This is a genomic window from Streptomyces sp. NPDC053750 (assembly GCF_044544295.1).
Taxonomy (GTDB): Bacteria; Actinomycetota; Actinomycetes; order Streptomycetales; family Streptomycetaceae; genus Streptomyces.
In genome coordinates this window covers 273,453-291,191 of record NZ_JBITXB010000001.1, presented here as the reverse complement: position 1 = coordinate 291,191, position 17,739 = coordinate 273,453, and the positions used below count along the sequence as shown (strand labels likewise).

16 protein-coding genes and 1 tRNA gene are annotated in these 17,739 nt (G+C 71.7%); 11 read left to right on the top strand and 6 right to left on the bottom strand.

From position 1 onward, the window contains the following. Positions 1–95 precede the first annotated feature (95 nt). Positions 96–647, top strand: a complete 552-nt coding sequence (locus ACIGO6_RS01310) for a GNAT family N-acetyltransferase (RefSeq protein WP_399869799.1) — start codon at positions 96–98, stop codon at positions 645–647. After that, positions 644–2,419, top strand: coding sequence for an IucA/IucC family protein (locus tag ACIGO6_RS01305; protein WP_399869797.1), 1,776 nt, complete (start codon positions 644–646; stop codon positions 2,417–2,419). Before ACIGO6_RS01310 ends, ACIGO6_RS01305 begins: the two co-directional genes overlap by 4 nt. A gap of 71 nt (positions 2,420–2,490) precedes the next feature. On the opposite strand, the gene ACIGO6_RS01300 is transcribed toward ACIGO6_RS01305, so the two are convergent. Further along, a complete protein-coding gene (locus ACIGO6_RS01300; protein ID WP_399869795.1) occupies positions 2,491–4,095 on the bottom strand; it encodes a beta-N-acetylhexosaminidase in 1,605 nt (534 codons plus the stop codon). A 124-nt stretch (positions 4,096–4,219) separates the two neighbouring features. Here ACIGO6_RS01300 and ACIGO6_RS01295 point away from each other — a divergent pair, with 124 nt between their 5' ends. The 3 genes from ACIGO6_RS01295 (at position 4,220) to glmS (ending at position 7,319) form a co-directional block, all read left to right on the top strand. After that, positions 4,220–5,110: a DUF4429 domain-containing protein gene (locus ACIGO6_RS01295; RefSeq protein WP_399869794.1), complete on the top strand. Its 891-nt coding sequence runs from the start codon at positions 4,220–4,222 to the stop codon at positions 5,108–5,110. 100 nt (positions 5,111–5,210) lie between these two features. Continuing rightward, entirely contained in the window at positions 5,211–5,468 is a 258-nt protein-coding gene (locus tag ACIGO6_RS01290; RefSeq protein WP_073723312.1) for a hypothetical protein, read from the top strand. A 33-nt stretch (positions 5,469–5,501) separates the two neighbouring features. After that, positions 5,502–7,319, top strand: coding sequence for a glutamine--fructose-6-phosphate transaminase (isomerizing) (gene glmS, locus ACIGO6_RS01285; protein WP_399869793.1), 1,818 nt, complete (start codon positions 5,502–5,504; stop codon positions 7,317–7,319). Between the two features lie 94 nt (positions 7,320–7,413). Here the strand turns inward: glmS and ACIGO6_RS01280 are convergent, their stop codons facing one another. Together ACIGO6_RS01280 and ACIGO6_RS01275 are read right to left on the bottom strand one after the other, a co-directional pair. Further along, the gene (locus tag ACIGO6_RS01280) at positions 7,414–7,971 is read right to left on the bottom strand and encodes a GPR1/FUN34/YaaH family transporter (protein WP_399869791.1); all 558 of its coding nucleotides are present in this window, start codon (positions 7,969–7,971) and stop codon (positions 7,414–7,416) included. A 130-nt stretch (positions 7,972–8,101) separates the two neighbouring features. Continuing rightward, positions 8,102–8,629, bottom strand: coding sequence for a universal stress protein (locus ACIGO6_RS01275; RefSeq protein WP_399869790.1), 528 nt, complete (start codon positions 8,627–8,629; stop codon positions 8,102–8,104). A gap of 295 nt (positions 8,630–8,924) precedes the next feature. Here ACIGO6_RS01275 and ACIGO6_RS01270 point away from each other — a divergent pair, with 295 nt between their 5' ends. The 4 genes from ACIGO6_RS01270 (at position 8,925) to ACIGO6_RS01255 (ending at position 11,717) form a co-directional block, all read left to right on the top strand. After that, the gene (locus tag ACIGO6_RS01270; protein ID WP_399869788.1) at positions 8,925–9,221 is read left to right on the top strand and encodes a hypothetical protein; all 297 of its coding nucleotides are present in this window, start codon (positions 8,925–8,927) and stop codon (positions 9,219–9,221) included. Positions 9,222–9,607: 386 nt separating this feature from the next. Further along, a complete protein-coding gene (locus tag ACIGO6_RS01265; protein WP_399869787.1) occupies positions 9,608–10,801 on the top strand; it encodes a helix-turn-helix domain-containing protein in 1,194 nt (397 codons plus the stop codon). Positions 10,802–10,952: 151 nt separating this feature from the next. Next, positions 10,953–11,555: an oligoribonuclease gene (gene orn / locus ACIGO6_RS01260; RefSeq protein WP_399869785.1), complete on the top strand. Its 603-nt coding sequence runs from the start codon at positions 10,953–10,955 to the stop codon at positions 11,553–11,555. 89 nt (positions 11,556–11,644) lie between these two features. Beyond that, positions 11,645–11,717, top strand: a tRNA-His gene (locus ACIGO6_RS01255). Between the two features lie 83 nt (positions 11,718–11,800). Here ACIGO6_RS01255 and ACIGO6_RS01250 read toward each other — a convergent pair. Genes ACIGO6_RS01250 through ACIGO6_RS01240 form a run of 3 tightly spaced genes read right to left on the bottom strand, consistent with a single transcriptional unit; the run spans position 11,801 to position 14,654 of the window. Continuing rightward, positions 11,801–12,835 carry a FecCD family ABC transporter permease gene (locus ACIGO6_RS01250; protein ID WP_399869783.1) on the bottom strand — a complete coding sequence of 345 codons (1,035 nt, stop codon included), beginning with the start codon at positions 12,833–12,835 and terminating at the stop codon, positions 11,801–11,803. After that, the gene (locus ACIGO6_RS01245; RefSeq protein ID WP_399869781.1) at positions 12,832–13,881 is read right to left on the bottom strand and encodes an iron chelate uptake ABC transporter family permease subunit; all 1,050 of its coding nucleotides are present in this window, start codon (positions 13,879–13,881) and stop codon (positions 12,832–12,834) included. The genes ACIGO6_RS01250 and ACIGO6_RS01245 overlap by 4 nt, the downstream gene beginning before the upstream one ends. 26 nt (positions 13,882–13,907) lie before the next feature. Continuing rightward, on the bottom strand, positions 13,908–14,654 hold the full coding sequence (locus ACIGO6_RS01240) for a helix-turn-helix domain-containing protein (protein WP_399869779.1): 747 nt from the start codon (positions 14,652–14,654) through the stop codon (positions 13,908–13,910). A gap of 138 nt (positions 14,655–14,792) precedes the next feature. Between ACIGO6_RS01240 and ACIGO6_RS01235 the strand changes: the two genes are divergently transcribed. Together ACIGO6_RS01235 and ACIGO6_RS01230 are read left to right on the top strand one after the other, a co-directional pair. Continuing rightward, entirely contained in the window at positions 14,793–15,788 is a 996-nt protein-coding gene (locus ACIGO6_RS01235) for an ABC transporter substrate-binding protein (RefSeq protein ID WP_399869777.1), read from the top strand. After that, the gene (locus ACIGO6_RS01230; protein WP_399869775.1) at positions 15,788–17,548 is read left to right on the top strand and encodes a siderophore-interacting protein; all 1,761 of its coding nucleotides are present in this window, start codon (positions 15,788–15,790) and stop codon (positions 17,546–17,548) included. Before ACIGO6_RS01235 ends, ACIGO6_RS01230 begins: the two co-directional genes overlap by 1 nt. Positions 17,549–17,739: the final 191 nt, after the last annotated feature.

Below are 17,739 nucleotides of genomic sequence, written 5' to 3'. Positions count from 1 at the left end.
CGCGGTGCGGCATTCATGAAACTCACACCGAAAGAGATCGGGACATCAGCGTCTCTCACCCCCGATGTCCGAACCATGTGCTCAAGGAGTCACCCATGACCACCGCCCCGCAGGTGGGCACCTTCACGTTCCGCCCCCTCGACCCGCTGAAGGACGCCGAGCTCCTGCACACCTGGGTCACCCACCCCAAGGCCGCCTTCTGGATGATGCAGGACGCGAAACTGGAGGAGGTCGAGCGCGCGTACATGGACATAGCCGCCGACGAGCACCACCACGCCCTGCTGGGCCTGAAGGACGGCGAGCCCGCCTTCCTGATGGAGAAGTACGACCCCGCCCACCGCGAACTGGTCGGCCTGTACGAGCCGCAGCCCGGGGACGTCGGCATGCACTTCCTCACGCCGCCTACGGACAAGCCGGAGCACGGCTTCACCCGCTCCGTGATCACCGCCGTCATGGCGCACCTCTTCGAGGACCCGGCGACCCGGCGGGTGGTCGTCGAACCCGACGTCCACAACAAGGCCGTCCACGCCCTGAACGAGGCCGTCGGCTTCGTGGCGGAGCGCGAGATCCAGAAGCCGGAGAAGAGGGCGCTGCTCAGCTTCTGCACCCGGGAGCAGTTCCTCGCGGCGACGGCGGTGTCCGCATGAGCCTCTCCGACGCCGTGGCCCACCTCTCCCCCGAGCGCTGGGAGCGGGCCAACCGCCTGCTGGTCCGCAAGGCCCTGGCCGAGTTCGCGCACGAGCGGCTGATCACGCCGGAGCGGTCCACGGGTGACGCGTACGTCGTCCGCGGCGACGACGGCCTGACCGAGTACCGCTTCGCCGCCACCGTCCGCGCCCTGGACCACTGGCAGGTGGACGCCGACTCGATCACCCGCCACCGTGACGGCACCGAACTCCCGCTCGCCGCCCTGGACTTCTTCATCGAACTGAAGGAGTCGCTGGGCCTGAGCGACGAGATCCTGCCCGTTTACCTGGAGGAGATCTCCTCCACCCTCTCCGGCACCTGCTACAAGCTCACCAAGCCGCAGCTCACCTCCGCCGAGCTGGCCCACGGCGACGACTTCCAGGCCGTCGAGACCGGAATGACCGAGGGCCACCCCTGCTTCGTCGCCAACAACGGGCGGCTCGGCTTCGGCATCCACGAGTACCTGTCGTACGCCCCGGAGACCGCGAGCCCGGTCCGGCTGGTGTGGCTGGCCGCGCACCGCTCGCGGGCGGCGTTCACGGCCGGCGTGGGCATCGAGTACGAGTCGTTCGTGCGCGACGAGCTGGGCGGGGCGACCGTCGACCGCTTCCACGGCGTCCTGCGCGAGCGGGGCCTGGACCCGGCCGACTACCTCCTCATCCCGGTCCACCCCTGGCAGTGGTGGAACAAGCTCACCGTCACCTTCGCCGCCGAGGTCGCCCGCGGGCACCTGGTCTGCCTCGGCGAGGGCGACGACGAGTACCTGGCCCAGCAGTCCATCCGCACCTTCTTCAACACCTCGCACCCCGAGAAGCACTACGTGAAGACGGCCCTGTCCGTCCTCAACATGGGCTTCATGCGCGGCCTGTCGGCGGCGTACATGGAGGCGACGCCGGCCATCAACGACTGGCTGGCGCAGCTCATCGAGGGCGACCCCGTGCTGAAGTCGACGGGCCTGAGCATCATCCGGGAGCGGGCGGCCGTCGGCTACCGGCACCTGGAGTACGAGAAGGCCACCGACCGCTACTCGCCCTACCGCAAGATGCTGGCGGCGCTGTGGCGCGAGAGCCCGGTCCCGTCCCTCCAGGACGGCGAGACGCTCGCCACCATGGCCTCCCTCGTCCACGTCGACCACGAGGGCGCCTCCTTCGCGGGCGCGCTGATCGAGCGGTCCGGGCTCACGCCCACCGAGTGGCTGCGGCACTACCTGCGGGCCTACTACGTCCCGCTGCTGCACAGCTTCTACGCCTACGACCTGGTCTACATGCCGCACGGCGAGAACGTGATCCTCGTCCTGAAGGACGGGGTCGTGCAGCGCGCGGTCTACAAGGACATCGCCGAGGAGATCGCGGTGATGGACCCGGACGCGGTCCTGCCGCCGGACGTCGCCCGCATCGCGGTCGAGGTCCCCGAGGACAAGAAGCTCCTGTCGATCTTCACGGACGTCTTCGACTGCTTCTTCCGCTTCCTCGCCGCCAACCTCGCCGAGGAGGGGATCGTCGAGGAGGACGCCTTCTGGCGGACGGTCGCGGAGGTCACCCGCGCGTACCAGGAGTCGGTGCCGGAGCTGGCCGACAAGTTCGCCCAGTACGACATGTTCGCGCCCGAGTTCGCGCTGTCCTGTCTCAACCGGCTCCAGCTGCGCAACAACAGGCAGATGGTCGACCTCGCGGACCCGTCCGGCGCCCTCCAGCTGATCGGCACCCTGAAGAACCCCCTCGCGGGCCTGTAGACGAAGGTCCCGCCAACGGGCGGGCACCCCGGAGACGGTCCTCCGGGGTGCCCGTCGGCTTCCTGTACGGGTCAGTCCGTCCAGGGCACCTGGGGCGACCGGTAGTAGTCGATCCCCATCGCCTCCCAGCGCGGTGCCTGCCCGGCGAGCCGCACCTTGTACGTGTCCCAGTCGTGCGTCGCCGCCGGGGACCAGCCCAGCTCGGCGACGCCCGGCAGCCGGGGGAAGGCCATGAACTCGAGCTGCTCGGCCTCGCTGAGGGTCTCCGTCCACATCGGCGCCTCGACGCCGCGGATCGCGGAGGCCGGGGCGCCCGGCAGATAGGCGCCCGGGTCCCAGTCGTAGGACCGCTGCACCTCCACGTAGCCCGCCCAGGACAGTCCCAGCGGGGTGTCCTTGTTGTACTTCATGTCGAGGTACGTCCGGTCGGCCGGGGACAGGATCAGCCCGGTCCCGTTCTGCGCGGCCTTGGCGACCTGGGCCTTCTCCGCGTCGCTGGTGCGGTCCAGGCCCCAGTACTGGGCGAGCGCGCCCTCGGCCGGGGTGGCACTGGTCAGCTGGTGCCAGCCGACGACCGTCTTGCCGTACTTCGCGACGACCGGCTGCACCCGGTCCATGAACGTCACGAAGTCCTCGTGCGGCGTGGAGTGCGCCTCGTCGCCGCCGATGTGGAGGTAGCGGCCCGGGGTGAGCGCGGCGAGTTCGCGCACGACGTCGTCCACGAAGTCGTACGTGATCTCCTTGTCCACGCACAGCGAGCTGAAGCCGACCTCGATGCCGGTGTACAGCGGGGGCGCCACCCCGTCGCAGTTCAGCTCGGCGTAGGAGGCGAGGGCCGCGTTGGTGTGGCCCGGCATGTCGATCTCGGGCACGACCTCCAGGTGGCGGGAGGCGGCGTAGCGGACGATCTCCTTGTAGTCGGCCTTGGTGTAGTGGCCGCCGGGGCCGCCGCCGACCTCCGTGGAGCCGCCGTACGTCGCCAGACGGGGCCAGGAGTCGATGGCGATGCGCCAGCCCTGGTCGTCGCTGAGGTGCAGGTGCAGCTTGTTGTACTTGTAGAGGGCGATGCGGTCGATGTACTCCTTGACGTCGTCGACGGTGAAGAAGTGCCGGGAGACGTCCAGCATGGCGCTGCGCCAGCCGTAGCGCGGGGTGTCCTTGATGGTGCCGCCCGCGACCAGCCAGGGGCCGGGCTGCACGGAGTCCTTCTCGACGGCGGCGGGCAGGAGCTGACGGAGGGTCTGGACGCCGTGGAAGAGGCCGGCGGCCTTGCGGGCGGTGATGGTGACACCGGAGCGGCCGCTGTCGAGGCGGTATCCCTCGTCGCCGTAGGGGCCCTGGGACAGGCGCAGCTGTATGCCGCCGTGGCCGTGGGAGGTGACGGGCAGCCGGTAGCCGGTGGAGGGCCGCAGAACGTCCGCCAGGTAGTCACCGACCTGGCGGGCCTCGCGCGAGTCGTCGACACGGATGTGGGTGCCGCGGGTGATGCGGTACGGGCTGCCGCCCGGGTCGACCGAGGCGGGGGCCGGGATCACCTGGTCCAGCGGGGTCGTGGCCGTCTTCTGGGCCGGGGCCGCGCCGGTGGTGATGGCACAGGCCGCCGTCACCAGCAGCAGCGAGCCCAGGATCCTGGTCAGGCGGGGAGTCGTTCTGGGGTGCCGTCGATGAGGTCTCACGTGCGCTCCCTTCACGATGGTGCGGAGATGCGTGCGGAGTCGGGTGTGACGCTGGGTGTAGAGGTGGACTGGACCACTCTGCCGCACAACTGCCTTCGGCAGAAGCGGATGGAACAATCTCCGCATGGCGGAAATCCTCCAGAAGGACGGAACGTGGGTCTTCGACGGCGACACCCTGCGGCTGACTCCCGGGCGGGACAAGAATGTCAGCCTGCTGCGCAGGGAACTGGGTGAACTGCTCGTCCCGCTGGAGGCGTTGGCGGGCATATCGCTCGAACAGGGGAAGAAGTCCGGCCGGCTGCGGCTGCGCCTGCGGGACGGTGCCGACCCGCTGCTGCACGCGACCGGCGGCCGGCTCGCCGAGCCGCACGACCCGTACCAGCTGATCGTGGAGTCCGACCGGTACGGCGTCGCCGAGTACTTCGCGGACGAGGTGCGCAACGCCCTGCTGCTGGACCAGGTGCCGTCCGACCCGGTGGACGCCTATCTGCTGCCCGGCCCCTCGGTCCCGCTGTCGGTCTCCGCCGGGGACGGCATCGCGAGCTTCGACGGCGAGCGCGTACGCCTGGAGTGGAAGTGGCAGGCGGAGGACTCCAAGTCGGCCGCCGGCCCGCGCACCCTTCCCCTCGCCGACATCGTCGCCGTGGAGTGGCAGCCGTCGGTCGGCCTGGAGAACGGCCACCTCCGCTTCACCGTGCGGGCGGCGCCGACCAAGGTGCCACCCAAGTACGACCCCAATGCGGTGGAATTGTGGGGATTCAAGAAGGATCCGCTGATGGCCCTGGTGGCCGCCGCCGTGCAGGCCCGGCTCCCGCACCCGGCCGCACCGGCCGCCCCCGCCGCCCTGGAGGACGCCCGTCCGGACGAGGGCGCGCCCACCCCGGCCCCCGCCGCCGAGGACGACCACGACGCACTGCTGCGACGCCTGCGCGAGCTGGGCGAGCTGCACCGCTCCGGGGTGCTGACGGACGAGGAGTTCACCCTGGCCAAGCAGGCGGTGCTGAAGCGGATGTAGACGTCCCGGCGGGCACACCGGCGGACACCCTCACCGGCTGCCTGCCCGAAATCGGGCAAGATTCTTGCGAAACCCTCACCGGTACCTCAGGATCTACCGGGTGCACGACGAACTCGTTGATCATCTGACGCGGTCCACCCCCCTCAACCGGGGCGAGGCGCTGCGCGTGATCCAGGACGTGCTCGCCTACTTCGACGAGACGACCGAGGAATTCGTCCGTCGCCGCCACCGCGAGCTCCAGGCCCAGGGCCAGGTGAACGCGACGATCTTCGAGCGGATCGAGGCGGAACTGAAGTACCGCGCGGTGGCACCGCCGGAGCTGTCGCTCCGTCAGCTGCGCCGCATCGTCTACGGCTGAGAAGCCGAAGAGAAACACGAGGTCTACGGATACATGTGCGGAATCGTCGGATACATCGGCAAGCGTGACGTCGCGCCCCTGCTCCTCGAGGGCCTCCAGCGCCTGGAGTACCGCGGCTACGACTCGGCGGGCATCGTCGTCACGTCCCCGAAGGCGGCCGGCCTGAAGATGGTCAAGGCCAAGGGCCGGGTCCGCGACCTGGAGGCCAAGGTCCCGGCGCGCTTCAAGGGCACCACCGGCATCGCCCACACCCGCTGGGCCACCCACGGCGCCCCGTCCGACGCGAACGCCCACCCGCACATGTCGGCCGACCACAAGGTCGCCGTCGTTCACAACGGCATCATCGACAACGCCGCCGACCTGCGCCGCAAGCTGGAGGCGGACGGCGTCGAGTTCCTCTCCGAGACCGACACCGAGGTCCTGGTCCACCTCATCGCCCGCTCCGAGGCGGAGAAGCTCGAGGACAAGGTCCGCGAGACCCTCCGGGTGATCGAGGGCACCTACGGCATCGCCGTGATGCACGCCGACTTCCCCGAGCGCATCGTCGTCGCCCGCAACGGCTCGCCGGTCGTCCTCGGCATCGGCGAGAAGGAGATGTTCGTCGCCTCGGACATCGCCGCGCTGGTCGCCCACACCCGGCAGATAGTCACCCTCGACGACGGCGAGATGGCCACCCTCAAGGCCGACGACTTCCGCACCTACACCACCGAGGGCACCCGGACCACGTCCGAGCCGACCACCGTGGAGTGGGAGGCCGCCTCCTACGACATGGGCGGCCACGACACCTACATGCACAAGGAGATCCACGAGCAGGCCGAGGCCGTGGACCGCGTGCTGCGCGGCCGGATCGACGACCGCTTCTCCACCGTGCACCTCGGCGGCCTCAACCTGGACGCCCGCGACGCGCGCGCCGTGCGCCGCGTGAAGATCCTCGGCTGCGGCACCTCGTACCACGCGGGCCAGATCGGCGCCCAGATGATCGAGGAGCTGGCCCGCATCCCCGCGGACGCCGAGCCCGCCTCCGAGTTCCGCTACCGCAACGCGGTCGTCGACCCCGACACCCTGTACATCGCCGTCTCCCAGTCCGGTGAGACGTACGACGTGCTGGCCGCCGTGCAGGAGCTCAAGCGCAAGGGCGCCCGCGTCCTCGGCATCGTCAACGTCGTCGGCTCGGCGATCGCCCGCGAGGCCGACGGCGGCATGTACGTGCACGCCGGCCCCGAGGTCTGCGTCGTCTCCACCAAGTGCTTCACCAACACCTGCGTCGCCTTCGCGCTGCTCGCCCTGCACCTGGGCCGCACCCGCGACCTCTCGGTGCGCGACGGCAAGCGGATCATCGAGGGCCTGCGCAAGCTGCCCGCGCAGATCGCCGAGATGCTGGAGCAGGAGGAGGACATCAAGAAGCTGGCCGCGCAGTACGCCGACGCCCGCTCGATGCTCTTCATCGGCCGCGTCCGGGGCTACCCGGTCGCCCGCGAGGCCTCCCTCAAGCTCAAGGAGGTCTCCTACATCCACGCCGAGGCGTACCCGGCCTCCGAGCTGAAGCACGGCCCGCTCGCCCTGATCGAGCCCGCCCTGCCGACGGTCGCGATCGTGCCGGACGACGACCTGCTGGAGAAGAACCGCGCCGCGATGGAGGAGATCAAGGCCCGCAGCGGCCAGATCCTCGCCGTCGCCCATCAGGAGCAGGAGAAGGCCGACCACACGATCGTCGTCCCGAAGAACGAGGACGAGCTCGACCCGATCCTGATGGGCATCCCGCTGCAGCTCCTCGCCTACCACACGGCGCTGGCGCTGGGCCGCGACATCGACAAGCCGCGGAACCTCGCCAAGTCGGTGACGGTGGAGTAGTTCGGAACAAACCGGACGGCCCCCCACGTGTGCCACCACACACGCGGGGGGCCGTCCGTTCGCCGGGGGCCGCCCAACCCCCGGCCGGCGGCAGCTAAACCGTCACGCCCCGCCCCGCAGCCCCCCGCCGAAACGCCGTGGGCCACTGGGCCAGAACCGCCGTCGCCGCGTACCAGGCGACCGCCCCCGCCACGACGGCGAACCATCCGCCCGCCTTGCCCAGCGCCCCGCTGTCCGCGAAGGACCCGAGGGCGAGGAGCAGCAGGGACACGGAGAACAGCCCGTACGCGCCCTGCCCGAGCATGTCGCCGGCGGCGAACGTGAGGGAGAGGGTCACGAGGGCGAAGAGGAGCAGGAAGAGCCCCGCCGCGTTGGCGGAGACCTGGTTGTCGGCGGAGACCGCCCAGGTGAACCACAGCGCGCCGAGCACGGCGAAGGCCGTACCGGTGGCGGTGTCCCGGTCGCGGAGGGCCAGCAGGCCGGCGACGAAGAGCGCGACGCCGCCGACGTACTGGGCGATGGTCACGGCGTCCGCCGCCGTCACGCCGTCGATCACGCCGGTGTGGCCGAGGCCGAAGGCCAGCAGGGTGATGCCGAGAGCGAGTCGGCCGACGATCGTGGTGGTGCTTCCCGCAGAGACGTCGTTGTCCACGGCGGGCTCCCTTCATGCCTGTGCGGTTGTGCGGTGAACCGTATATGCCCTTCACAAGGGCACAAACACCTCTACGCGTCGGTAGGTTCACGCTGCATGAGCAGAAGGGGATCCGGGGCCGCCGAAGCCGCTACGGAATGACCACCACGGGTCGCTGCGCCCGCTTGGCGAGCCGTCCGGCGACCGACCCGAAGAGCCGGCCCACCAGGCCGTGGCTGGAGCCGACGACGATCGCGTCCGCCTCGTACTCCCGGCCGACCTCTTCGAGTTCGTGGCAGATGTCGCCGCCGCGCTCGACCAGGATCCAGGGCACCTCGGAGAGGTAGTCCGCGCACGCCAGCTCCAGACCCAGCACCTCGGTGCGGTGGTCCGGCACGTCGACGAAGACGGGGGGTTCGCAGCCCGCCCACACCGTGGTGGGCAGCCGGTTGGCGACATGCACGATGACCAGGCCGGAGCCCAGCCGTGAGGCCATGCCGATCGCGTACGCGAGGGCGCGCTCACTGGAGGTGGAGCCGTCGAAGCCGACGACGACGCCGTGTTTGAAGGCTGGGTCGCACGCTGTGCGTGGCTCTTCCGCCGCCAGGGGCTCGGCCGCCGTAGGTTCGGCGACGGGCCGCTTGCGGTCCGCGGGTTCGAAGAATTCGTGACCGGCCATGACTGTCTCGGCGTTTTTATCCTTTATGGGGGACATCAGTGAGCGGCGGAGCTGTGTGTCCGGGAATCATCTTCCCAAGCCCATACCCCCAAGGGTACGGCTGCACGCCTCCTTCGCCCAGATCCCGCGCAGGGTCCGCCGCGGGTTCCCCGGAGCATGCACGAGGGGGCGCCCGTAACGCAATGGTTGCTGCGCTGTACAGGCGGTTTGCGCAGGATTCAACTGACCGTGACCGGTCGTGACCGACACGCCGGACGCGCGTTGATCTTCATGCCGCCAGCCGGAGGGAGCACGCATGTCCGGACCGCACCAGCCCGCCGAGCCGCCGTCCGACATCCCTGACACCACCGAGACCCCCGAACCGCCGGCGGCGCCCCGGGAGGGTGTGACCGATCCGGTCCGCTGGGCGGCGTTCAGCTGCTTCCTGGTCCCGGTGGTCCTGCTCTGGTGCGGCACCTCCTTCGCCGGCGCCGTCGGCACGGCCCTCGGTCTGGCCGCCGTCACCGGTGTCTGCCGTCTGCTGCTGCGCAGGACGGGGCCGGGGTCGCGCGGGCACGAACACCGAGCCGGGGAAAACACACCGGTCGACTGACCGGTTTCCGCGCACGCTTCCGCTTCTTTTCAGCCAACTTCTGAGGGTGGCGCATACCTGGCCCGAACCACCCCCCAACCCCCGTTCCACCTGCACGAAAAGGGTCTCCGGCACCCTGCGCACCCTACGGGGATTGGCCACTGCGACAAGGCGTACTTCCCTACGGCGTCCCGGAGTGCGACGCTTCGTGATCGACTGCTTCACGCCAAGTTGCCATGTCGACAATGTCCCAAGTGCCGAACCGGCCACTTCGGTGCGACGGGACGCAGTAGATTCGATCTTGACTGTCTACGGCGGGGGACTCGTGCAGGACCGAGGGGAAACGTGTTGGAGCGACAGACCCGAAAGGATCAGGGCGCCGCGACCACCGAGGGGGGCTTAGCAGGATGAGCCACGACTCCACTGCCGCGCCGGAAACCGCGGCCCGGAAGCTCTCCGGGCGACGCCGCAAGGAGATCGTCGCGGTGCTGCTGTTCAGCGGCGGCCCCATCTTCGAGAGTTCCATACCGTTGTCGGTGTTCGGGATCGACCGCCAGGACGCCGGTGTGCCGCGCTACCGACTGCTGGTGTGCGCCGGCGAGGAAGGCCCGCTGCGGACCACAGGGGGCCTCGAACTCACCGCGCCGCAAGGACTGGAGGCGATCTCCCGGGCCGGCACCGTCGTGGTGCCCGCCTGGCGGTCGATCACCTCACCGCCACCGGAGGACGCGCTCGACGCACTGCGCCGGGCGCACGAGGAGGGCGCCCGCATCGTCGGGCTGTGCACCGGCGCCTTCGTCCTGGCGGCGGCCGGCCTGCTGGACGGCCGTCCCGCCACCACCCACTGGATGTACGCGCCGACGCTGGCCAAGCGCTACCCGTCGGTGCACGTCGATCCGCGCGAGCTGTTCGTGGACGACGGCGACGTGCTGACGTCGGCGGGTACGGCGGCCGGTATCGACCTGTGCCTGCACATCGTGCGCACGGACCACGGCAACGAGGCGGCCGGTGCGCTGGCCCGCCGCCTGGTGGTCCCGCCGCGCCGCTCGGGCGGCCAGGAGCGCTATCTCGACCGGTCTTTACCGGAGGAGATCGGCGCCGACCCGCTCGCCGAGGTCGTCGCCTGGGCGCTGGAGCACCTCCACGAGCAGTTCGACGTGGAGACGCTGGCGGCTCGCGCGTACATGAGCCGGCGTACCTTCGACCGCCGTTTCCGGTCGCTGACCGGTAGCGCGCCGCTGCAGTGGCTGATCACGCAGCGGGTGCTCCAGGCGCAGCGTCTGCTGGAGACGTCCGACTACTCGGTGGACGAGGTGGCGGGCCGCTGCGGCTTCCGCTCGCCGGTGGCCCTGCGCGGTCACTTCCGCCGCCAGCTCGGTTCCTCGCCGGCCGCCTACCGGGCGGCCTACCGGGCCCGCCGCCCCCAGGGCGAGCGTCCGGTGGACCCGGAGGCCGGGCTCGCGGGAGCCACCCGGGCTCCGGCCCCGCCCGAGGCCGCCGCACCGCCGGCGGAGAGCGCGGTCCCGTTCCAGACCCGCCGCACGGCGGCCCCGATGCCGGCGACGGCCGGAAGCCTGCCGGGGCAGCGCAGCGCGCCGTGAACCTGTGAACGCCGGACGGGCAGCTCAGCCCGTCCGGCGTTCGAGGACGAGGCCGTCCGGGCCGAAGCGGGGCCCGGGGGCGGCAGCCCCCGTGACGCCCGCACCGACGCCGGGGGACCATACGGGGGACGCCAGCCGTAGGGTGGGCCACATGAACGATCGCATGGTGTGGATCGACTGCGAGATGACCGGCCTCTCGCTGTCCGACGACGCGCTCATCGAGGTTGCCGCCCTCGTCACCGACTCCGAGCTGAACGTACTCGGCGCGGGCGTCGACATCGTCATCCGTCCGCCGGAGCATGCCCTGGAGACGATGCCGGAGGTGGTGCGTCAGATGCACACCGCGTCCGGCCTGCTCGCGGAGCTCGAAGGCGGCACGACGCTGGCGGACGCCGAGGCGCAGGTCCTGGCGTATGTGCGGGAGCACGTGAAGGAGCCGGGCAAGGCCCCGCTGTGCGGCAACTCGGTCGGCACCGACCGCGGCTTCCTGGCGCGGGACATGCCGGCGCTGGAGGACTACCTCCACTACCGGATCGTCGACGTCTCCTCGATCAAGGAGCTGGCTCGCCGCTGGTACCCGCGGGCGTACTTCAACAGTCCCGAGAAGAACGGCAACCACCGCGCGCTCGCCGACATCCGCGAGTCCATCGCCGAGCTGCGCTACTACCGGGAGGCCGTCTTCGTCCCGCAGCCGGGCCCCGACTCCGACACCGCGAAGACGATCGCCGCGAAGCACGTCCTGCCCGCCGGATAAAGGCGGGCGCGAGCACCCCTTCGGACCCTGTACACTTTTTCTCAGCCGGTCGGGGAACCCCGCCAAGCGGGATTCGACAGCCGGCCTTGGTGGGTGTAGCTCAGCTGGTAGAGCACCTGGTTGTGGTCCAGGATGCCGCGGGTTCAAGTCCCGTCACTCACCCTGATCCGTCAGCCGGTGGCCTCGCGAGAGGCCACCGGCTGACGGCGTTCCAGGGGCCGTACGGGCCGCCCGCCCCGCTCCCCCTAGAACCCGCGCCGACTCTCCCGCGCCAGCAGCACCAGCAGGTACGCGCCGCCGACGCACACGGTGACCGCGCCGGTGGGCAGCAGTACGCCGGGGATCGCGTGCTGGGCGGCGATGTCGGCGCCGAGCAGCAGGATCGCGCCGACGAGCGCCGAACCGGCGAGGTCGACGGAGGTTCCGTGCCCGGTGAGGCGGCGGGCGATCTGCGGGGCCGCCAGCGCGACGAACACGATCGGGCCCGCCGCGGCGGTCACCGCGGCCGTCGCGACCACGCCGAGGACGACCAGCAGCAGCTTCGTACGCTCGACCGGTACCCCGAGCATGGCCGCCGTGTCGTCGCCCAGTTCGAGCCGCCGCATCCGGCGCTGCGCCACCGGGGCCACCACCGCGACCCCTGCGAGCGCGACGGCGGCCATCGCGACGGCCGGCCAGTCCACGGCGCTCAGCGAGCCGGCCCCCCACACGGCGGCCTGCAGCGCGGTGTCGACGTCGACCTTCACCAGGAACCAGGTGTTGACCGAGGAGAGCAGCGCGCCGACCGCGATGCCCACGATGATCAGCCGGAAGCCCTGCACACCCCGCCGGAACGCGAGCAGGTACACGGCGAAGGCGGTAATCAGTCCCCCGGCGAGGGCGCCCGCCGCGAGCGCCGAGTAGCCGGTCGCCCCGGCCAGCAGGGTGAGGACGACGCCGGTGTAGGAGCCGGTGGTGAAGCCGATGACGTCGGGGCTGCCGAGCGGATTGCGGGTCAGGGACTGGAAGATCGCGCCGCCCACGGCGAGGGCGGCGCCGAACAGGACGGCGGCGACGATGCGCGGCGCCCGCCACTCCAGGACGACCGTGCGGACGCTGTTGCCGGCCGTGCCCGTCAGGACGGCGGTGAGGTCGCCGAGGGTCAGGGAGTAGCTGCCGAGGGTGAAGGCCCACAGGGCCAGCGCGATCAGCACCGCCCACAGCAGGGCGCACACCACGAGGGCGCGGCGCGTCACCCGCACGCTCAGGGGACCCGTCCTGAGGACGAACACCCCGCTCACAGCGCCCTCGCCCGGCTCGAACGCACCAGCAGGATCAGGACGGGCGCGCCGATGAGCGGCATCATCACGCCGACCGGCAGCTCGGCGGGGGTCACGATCAGCCGGCCCAGGACGTCGGCGACCAGCACGATCGCCGGGGCGAGGACGGCGCAGTAGGCGAGGATCCAGCGCCAGTCGGGCCCGGTGAGGCGGCGCACGGCGTGCGGGACCATGAGGCCGACGAAGATCAGTGGGCCCGCCGCGGCCGTCGCCGCTCCGCACAGCAGGGTCACCGCGATGACCACCCCGAACCGGGTCGCGCCGACCCGCAGTCCGACGGCGCGGGCCGCGTCGTCGCCGAGGGCGATCGCGTTGAGGGGGCGCGCGCAGCAGGCGGCGGCCAGCAGGCCGGCCAGGACGAAGGGCGCGACCGCGGCGGCGGTGCCCACCGGGCGGTCGGTGACGGTGCCCGCTTCCCAGAACCTCATGCGCTCGAAGGTGTCCTTGTCGATCAGTGCGAGGGTCTGGGAGATGCCGGACAGCACGGCCGTGAAGGCGACCCCGACGAGGGTGAGCCGCAGCGGCGAGGGCCCGCCCCGTCCACCGCTCGCGGCGAGGTAGACCACCGCCGAACCGGCGATCGCCCCGGCGAACGCGAAGGGCAGGTACTGCTCGATGCGGGTGACGCCGAAGACGGCCACGGCCACGGTGACGGCGAAGCCCGCGCCGGCGTTGACGCCGAGGACCCCCGGGTCGGCGAGCGGGTTGCGGGTGAGCGCCTGGATGAGCGCGCCCGCCACGCCCAGGGACACGCCGACGAGGATGCCGAGCAGGGTGCGGTCGACGCGGGCTCCGCTGACCGTGGCGTGGGACGCGGAGCCGTCGGGCGCGGTGAGGGCCTGCCACACCACGTCCAGGGGGAGCATCGCCGAGCCGATCGCGACGCTGAGCACCACCGCGACGAGGAGTACGCCGACGGCGGCGCCGAGGCCGAGGAGCCGGCGCGTCCTGGGGCGCGACGACCCGGCCGGCGGGGGCGCGGTCGTCGTCGCGAGCGCCTGTGCCATCCAACCTCCGTACCCGTACCGACGCCTCAGCGGCCGCCGAGCGCACCCACCGCGTCCGCCGTGAGCGCGCTCACCGGCAGCCCGGACTCGCGGCTCAGCGCGCGCAGCAGTCCGGCCCGGGTCGCGTAGCCCGCCGCCCTGGCCGCCGCCGTCAGTTCGCCCCCGCCGAGGAGGTGTTCGACGGCGGCGTTCATCCTGGCCCGGTTCCGCCAGCGTGTGAAGGGCAGTCCGGTCTCGTCGAGGAAGACGCGCTGCACCTGACGGGGGCTCATCCGGTGCTGTGCGGCGAGCCGCTCGAGCGTCGCGGAAGGGGCGCGCAGGGCCTCGCGGGCGAGGGCGCGCACCGCGGGATGAGTGGGCAGCACGACCGGGAAGTACTGCCGGGAGATGCCCCGCAGCACGCGGCCGAGCGCCCGGCGGAAGGGCTGGACCTCCTCCGACGTGCCCGGTGCCGCGCCGAGCGTGGTGGTCATGACCTCGACGATCGCGGGCACCACCCCGAGCGGCTGAACACGGCGTCGGGGCAGGTCATCGGGGGTGAGGGTGGGGCCAAGGGCCATGCCGCCGTCCTCGATCCGCAGCGCGTGCGGGACGCGGGGCGCGAGCCAGACGGACTCCTGGCGCCCGAGCCGCCACTCCTCGCCGTCGGCGAGCAGACAGGCGGTTCCGGTGACGACGTGGATGAGGTGGGGCTCGTCGTGCTGGTGCGTGTCGTGACCGATGAATCGGATGGCGTTCTCGGCGACCACGGTGCCGAGGGATGTCACCGGCAAGCGAGCCTCCCGTACCTGCGATGTGTCGTGTCCGTCACCGGCGATGTCGCACGCGGATCGACGCCTGGAAACCTGCGAGGTTAGCCTCACCTTACCAACAGCTCGAATCGTCGAGCCTGCCCAGTCACGTGAGGTCCCATGCTTGCTCCTGCCCGTCTGCTCGCCGTCGCGCTCGTCGCCGCGCTGGCCCTCACGGGCTGCGCGGCCTCCGACGACTCCTCCGGTTCCGCCGGGGGCGGGGACAAGGCGTCCGCGAAGTCCCGTACGGTCACGACCGACTACGGCGAGGTGAAGGTGCCCACCGAGCCGAAGCGGGTGGTCGTGCTGAACCACGCGCTCGCCGGCTACCTCTACGACCTCGACGTGCCGGTGACCGCCACGATCCCCGAGGACGCCGACGGCAAGGGCGAGTTCTCCCCGTACTGGGCCAAGGAGGCGAAGGAGGACGGTACGACGTTCCTGCCGTGGAGCGTCGACGGCTTCGACCTGGAGGCGATCCTCGAGCTCGAGCCCGACCTCATCGTGGGCGGCGGCATCGGCTTCCCGCTGTTCCAGGCCGAGAAGGTCTACAAGGACCTCTCGGACATCGCGCCGACGGTGCTGGTCGGCAAGAAGCTCGGTGACTGGCGCAGCCAGTTCTCCTTCCTCGCCGAGGACGTGTTCGGCAAGGCCGACGTCTACGACCAGCACGTGGCCGCCTACGACAAGCGGATCGCCGAGGTGAAGTCGGCGATCACTCCCCCGCCCGGCCCGGTGTCCTTCCTGGCCTTCACCGGGGACGGCACGGCGTACGGGCTGGTGGAGAGCGTGGGCCTGCCGGTGGAGTTCAAGAAGGTCGGCATCGAGCCGGCGCCGGTCTTCGCCCAGGGCGGCTTCAAGGTGTACGGCTCGGGCGGCGACATGTTCGAGCTGTCGACCGAGAAGGCCGGCCAGACCATCACCCAGCCGTCCGTGTTCGTGATGGGCTTCAACGCCGACACGACCGATGTCGCCACGCTCAAGAAGAACCCCGTCTACGGCGCGCTGCCCGCCTTCAGGTCGAACCACGCCTACGACCTGCCGTACTGGGTGCTGCGTGGCGACTACGACGAGTCGATGGCCCTGCTCGACGTCATCGAGAAGCAGTTCTCCTGATGGCGGCCCAGCGTGCGTTCACGACGCACCCCCTCGTTCTGCGCCGGGTCACGGTGCGCCGCGTCCACGAGGTGACCCCGCGGATGCGGCGCGTCGTCCTCGGCGGCGACCAGCTCGCGCCGTTCACCCGGGACGGGATCGAGCATCCCGCCTTCGCCGCGCCCGGGTTCGACGACCACGTCAAGGTGATCCTGGCCGCGGACGGGGACGTCCACGCGGCGCTCCCCGCCCAGTTGCCGCACGGCATCGAGTGGACACCGGCCGAGCACCGGCTGACCCGGGACTACACGCCCCGGCGGGTGGACGTCGGGGCCGGCGAGTTCGACCTCGACTTCGTGGTGCACGGCGACGGGCCGGCGGCGGCCTGGGCGGCGTCGGCGCGGGAGGGCGACGAGCTGTGGTTCGTCGGCCCCAAGTCGTCGCTGCGGCTGCCGGACGGGCTCGACTGGATCTTCCTCATCGGGGACGAGACCGCGCTGCCCGCGATCGGCCGCTTCCTCGACGAACGTCCCCTCGACGCCCCGGCGCACGTCCTGGTGACGGTCCCGGACGACTCCGCGCGCCAGGACCTGGCCCTGCGGGACGGCGACACGGTCACCTGGGTGGTCGCGGAGCCCGGTGACGCGGCGGCGCTGGAGGCCGCCGTGCGGGCGCTGCCGGCTCCGGCGGGCGAGGGGTACGCCTGGGCGGCGGCGGAGAGCCGGGCGCTGCTGCCGGTACGCCGGTATCTGCAGCGTGAGCGGAAGCTGCCCAAGGACCGCCTGAACATCACGGGGTACTGGCACCGCGAGGAGACCGCCGCGGCGGAAGCGGAGGACACGCGTGCCGAGGAGCACGCGCCCGTTCCGTCGCCGCTGCCGTGGCTGGTCGTGCGGGCCGCGGTGCAGCTCGGCGTCGTCGACGCGGTCGCCGAAGCGCCGGGCATCACGCTCGGGGCGCTGGCGTCCCGCGTGGGCGTGTCCGCGACGGGGATCGGCGTACTGCTTCCGCTGCTGGCCGCGCACGGGGTGGTCGTCGGCGACGAGGGCGGTCTGCGGCTCGGCGCCGCGGGTGAGGAACTGCTCGACGACCACGAGCGCGAGGAGTACGCCGGCCCGGAGGGCGAGTTGCTGCTCGCCCTCGCGCAGTTGGCGCCCGCGCTGCGGGACGGGGCGTCACCCTGGCGGCTCGCCTCGGGCGCCACGCTGCACGACACGGTGACCCACGACGCGGAGCGCTACGGCGAACTGGTCGAGGAGTGCGAGCAGTTGGCCTTCCTGCTGGGCGGTCTGACGGCCGACCCGCTCTGGGAGGGCGTCGAGACCTGCCTGCTGACCGGGCCGGGCAGCGCGTCCGTCGTCGCCGCGCTCGACGACGCGGGGCGCCGGTCCCGGCTGCGGCTGCGCGTCGCCGAGGACGACACGCCCGCCGCGGTCCTGCGCGGATCCGTACCGGCGCCGGAACGGATCGACTGGACGGCGGGCCCCGCCGACGTGGCCGTCGCCGCGAAGGCGCTCGCCCACCGCACCGACGACGAGGCCACGCTGCTGCTCACACGGCTCGCCGCCCAGGTCCCGACGGTGGTTCTGATCGAGGCCTCCCGCCCCGACGGCCTGAGTCCGCACGCGGCCGAGGCGGCCCTGCACGCGTACGCCGCGACCGGCAGCCCGCTCCGGGACTCCGCCGCGCTCGCCACCCTCGCGCGGCGCGCGGGCTGGCGCGTGGACCGGGTGATCCCCCTCGGCTGGGGCACGGAGGCGACGGTCCTGCGGCGCGCGTGAGGCCTGCGCCGTCGGCGTGCGTGAACGGGAACGGATGACCCGGCGGACCGGCGCGCGGGCAGCGCGTCGCCGGGCCCTTCGCTCCTCTCGGCGTCCTGCGACGCCCGCAGCATCGAAGGTGGGGCTGGTCGGCCGGCGGGCGGGACCGACCCGCCGTCCCGGGGCCAACGGCACGCGGGTTCCGCCCCGTC

Coding starts and splice junctions, on each gene's coding strand:
- ACIGO6_RS01310 (WP_399869799.1), top strand. CDS start 96: ATGACCACCGCCCCGCAGGTGGGCACCTTCACGTTCCGCCCCCTCGAC.
- ACIGO6_RS01265 (WP_399869787.1), top strand. CDS start 9,608: ATGAGCCACGACTCCACTGCCGCGCCGGAAACCGCGGCCCGGAAGCTC.
- glmS (WP_399869793.1), top strand. CDS start 5,502: ATGTGCGGAATCGTCGGATACATCGGCAAGCGTGACGTCGCGCCCCTG.
- ACIGO6_RS01295 (WP_399869794.1), top strand. CDS start 4,220: ATGGCGGAAATCCTCCAGAAGGACGGAACGTGGGTCTTCGACGGCGAC.
- ACIGO6_RS01230 (WP_399869775.1), top strand. CDS start 15,788: ATGGCGGCCCAGCGTGCGTTCACGACGCACCCCCTCGTTCTGCGCCGG.
- ACIGO6_RS01270 (WP_399869788.1), top strand. CDS start 8,925: ATGTCCGGACCGCACCAGCCCGCCGAGCCGCCGTCCGACATCCCTGAC.
- orn (WP_399869785.1), top strand. CDS start 10,953: ATGAACGATCGCATGGTGTGGATCGACTGCGAGATGACCGGCCTCTCG.
- ACIGO6_RS01275 (WP_399869790.1), bottom strand. CDS start 8,629: ATGGCCGGTCACGAATTCTTCGAACCCGCGGACCGCAAGCGGCCCGTC.
- ACIGO6_RS01245 (WP_399869781.1), bottom strand. CDS start 13,881: ATGGCACAGGCGCTCGCGACGACGACCGCGCCCCCGCCGGCCGGGTCG.
- ACIGO6_RS01305 (WP_399869797.1), top strand. CDS start 644: ATGAGCCTCTCCGACGCCGTGGCCCACCTCTCCCCCGAGCGCTGGGAG.
- ACIGO6_RS01235 (WP_399869777.1), top strand. CDS start 14,793: ATGCTTGCTCCTGCCCGTCTGCTCGCCGTCGCGCTCGTCGCCGCGCTG.